Origin of the sequence: Sphingomonas sp. RB1R13, assembly GCF_036663775.1 — a bacterium.
In the GTDB taxonomy this organism is placed as follows: domain Bacteria; phylum Pseudomonadota; class Alphaproteobacteria; order Sphingomonadales; family Sphingomonadaceae; genus Sphingomicrobium.
The window spans coordinates 1-2707 of record NZ_JAXOJM010000006.1 but is presented as its reverse complement, the minus strand read 5'-3'; the positions used below and the strand labels follow the sequence as shown (position 1 = coordinate 2707).

Below are 2707 nucleotides of genomic sequence, written 5' to 3'. Positions count from 1 at the left end.
GCGATGTTGCGCTTAACCCACTGGAGCGCGGCAATCTGGTCCATGATCCCGTAATTGCCGAGCCGCCCGCCATCGGCGTTGGCTTGGGTCAGTTGCGGAAGAGCGAAGGTGCCGAAGCGTCCGACGCGGTAGTTGAAGCTAACGAACATGATGCCCTTTTTAGCCATGTTCGCGCCTGCGTAGGTGGGGGGCGAGGCACCGCCGTTGACGAAGCCGCCGCCATAGATCCACACTAGCACTGGCAGCTTGCCTTTGGCGCCCGCAGGCTTCCAGACATTGGCGTAGAGGCAGTCTTCGGCGGGCGTGGTACCGAGCGGGGCAGCGTCACTCGGGAAAGGCTTTTGCATGCAGTCCGAACTGTATCGCGACGCCTCGCGTACGCCAGTCCACTTTGCGGCGGGCTGCGGCGCGCGCCACCGCAGCGGGCCGACTGGGGGGGCAGCGAAGGGGATACCCTTCCAGCTCTCCACACCGTCAGCAGTTTGGCCACGGAGGGATCCGGTCTCGACCTTGACGGTCGGCCCGGTCTGCTGTGCGAGCACGGGTGAGGCACCGGCGAGCGCAGCGACGAAGGCGATGCGATGGATGGTCATGAGCTTGGGCTCCTTGGTCGCGAAGTCTGGATGAGAAAAAACAAGTAGGCGCACAGCCTTGCGCCCTTGAGCTTATCACCAGGCATGGTCAGCGTCGCCTCGGCCGCGCGCTCAGCAGAAGAGCCGCCCAGCGCCATGCGCATAGGCATTGTACACGGCCGCCAGCAACACCATTGAGCAGCCCCCACCGGGTGGTCCGGGTTGATTGTTAGTGCATCGTCACCTCCGCCGCCATTGCCGGGCGTAGGTGGAGCGAAGCGGCACCGGAGGCCGGCAATGGCGGTCTCGCCGCCTCCGGAGCCGGCGGGCGGTAGCCCAGGCTGCTGTGCGGGCGGACGGTGTTGTAGTGACGCCGCCACGCCTCGATCAGCACCTTGGCCTCTGCGAGGCTGTAGAAGATTTCGCCATTGAGCAGTTCGTCGCGCAGCGAGCCGTTGAAGCTCTCGTTGTAGCCGTTTTCCCATGGTGAGCCCGGCGCAATGTAGAGCGTCCTCACACCGACCTTGCCCAGCCATTCCTGGACGGCGGTCGCGATGAACTCGCTGCCATTATCGGACCTGATATGCGCCGGTGGACCCCGTTCGACGAACAGGTCGGCAAGCGACGCCAGCACGTCTTCGTGGTTGAGCCGACGCGCGACGGTCAGCGCCAGGCATTCCCGGCTCGCCTCGTCGATGATCGTCAGGATCCGGAACTTGCGCCCGTCATGGGTTCGGCCCTCGACGAAGTCGTAGGCCCAGACATGCCCTGGATATTCCGGCCGGAGCCGGATGCACGAGCCGTCGTTCAGCCATAGCCGTCCTCGCTTGGGTTGCTTCTGCGGTACCTTCAGGCCCTCACGCCGCCAAATCCGCTCCACGCGTTTGTGGTTCACCGACCAGCCGGCCGCGTGCAGCAGCGCGGTCACCCGGCGGTAGCCATAGCGCCCGTACTGCTTGGCCAAGGCAATGACGTCCTCGGTGAGCGCCTCTTCATCGTCTGCCCCGCACGGCGCCTTGCGCTGCGTCGACCGGTGCTGCCCGAGCACGCGACACACGCGCCGCTCGGATACGTCCAGCATCTCCCGCACATGGTCGATGCACCGCCGGCGCCGTGCGGGGCTCAGAAGTTTCCCCGCGCCGCCTCCTGCAGGATCAGCTTGTCCAACGTCAGGTCCGAGATCGCGCGGCGCAGCCGAAGGTTCTCCTTCTCCAGGTCCTTCATCCGCCGCGCCTGATCCGTCTTCAGACCACCATACTCCTTGCGCCAACGGTAGTAGGTCTGCTCGCTGACTGCGATGCGCCGGCATGCCTCGGCAGTCGTGCCGCCCTGGCCCAGCATGATCTCAACCTCACGCAGCTTGCCGATGATCTCTTCGGGCTTGTGCTTCTTCGCAGGCATTCGTCGTCCCTTCCTTGGTCCAGACTGTCATAGTCGATGGACCACTCAGAAGGGGGCAGCTCACAGCCGGGCCAGTCCTATCCGCAGGCCCCTTCCCAGGGTTATGCCCGTTTCCGTGTCACCGCCCCCGATGCCAAGGTGGTGAAGGTCGGTCTGGCGATGATGAGACGGCCTGGTCGAACCAGAGCCACGCCAACCTTATCGTAGACAATCTGATTGCGGCCGCTTCTGATCGTCATGACCTATGGTATGACCAACGATATTTGCCCCGGTGCCCCTCGCAGCGATCCTCGCACCAATGCGACCGTTCTGATCGCGGCGGGGATCAGGAATGCCTTCTATATCTCGACGGATACCGGGCAGGAATTTCAAACCTGGCGGCGCACCCCACAGGCGATGGCGCCTTGGCTATTCCGAGAGTGACAAAAAAAGGGGGCGGCGGTCGTGCGGACCACCGCCCCCTTTGTATAGATTCAGTTACGCAGGCTGTCGGGCACGATCCCGCCATTTTCGGCGAGCTTGGCCATCACCGCCTTGTGAAGGGCAATATTCTGCTCGGCTGAACCGTCTTCGGCGGCGTGGACACCCAATTCGTTCGCCAGTTCCTTGCGGGCCGACAGGCTCGAATCCAGGTCGAGCAGCTTCAGCAGGTCAACGATCGAGCTCTGATAATTGCCCCCGCCGCCCTTCATCGACGCCATCTCCGACAGTACCGCCCCGAAATCGACATTTTG

Annotated in this window: 4 protein-coding genes; 1 reads left to right on the top strand and 3 read right to left on the bottom strand. The window is 63.7% G+C overall.

Annotation, left to right across the window (positions count from 1 at the left end):
- Together U1700_RS14280 and U1700_RS14275 are read right to left on the bottom strand one after the other, a co-directional pair.
- On the bottom strand, positions 1-593 hold a 593-nt coding region (locus tag U1700_RS14280), incomplete at its 3' end, for a carboxylesterase family protein (RefSeq protein ID WP_332753362.1).
- A 208-nt stretch (positions 594-801) separates the two neighbouring features.
- Positions 802-1973 (bottom strand): IS3 family transposase gene (locus U1700_RS14275; protein ID WP_332753361.1). Its coding sequence is split into 2 segments (ribosomal slippage): positions 802-1709 and positions 1709-1973, totalling 1173 coding nucleotides; the frame shifts between segments, so codons are not numbered across the junction.
- Between the two features lie 249 nt (positions 1974-2222).
- Between U1700_RS14275 and U1700_RS14270 the strand changes: the two genes are divergently transcribed.
- Positions 2223-2396: a hypothetical protein gene (locus U1700_RS14270; RefSeq protein ID WP_332753360.1), complete on the top strand. Its 174-nt coding sequence runs from the start codon at positions 2223-2225 to the stop codon at positions 2394-2396.
- 50 nt (positions 2397-2446) lie between these two features.
- Here the strand turns inward: U1700_RS14270 and U1700_RS14265 are convergent.
- On the bottom strand, positions 2447-2707 hold a 261-nt coding region (locus tag U1700_RS14265; protein WP_332753359.1), incomplete at its 5' end, for a DUF3597 family protein.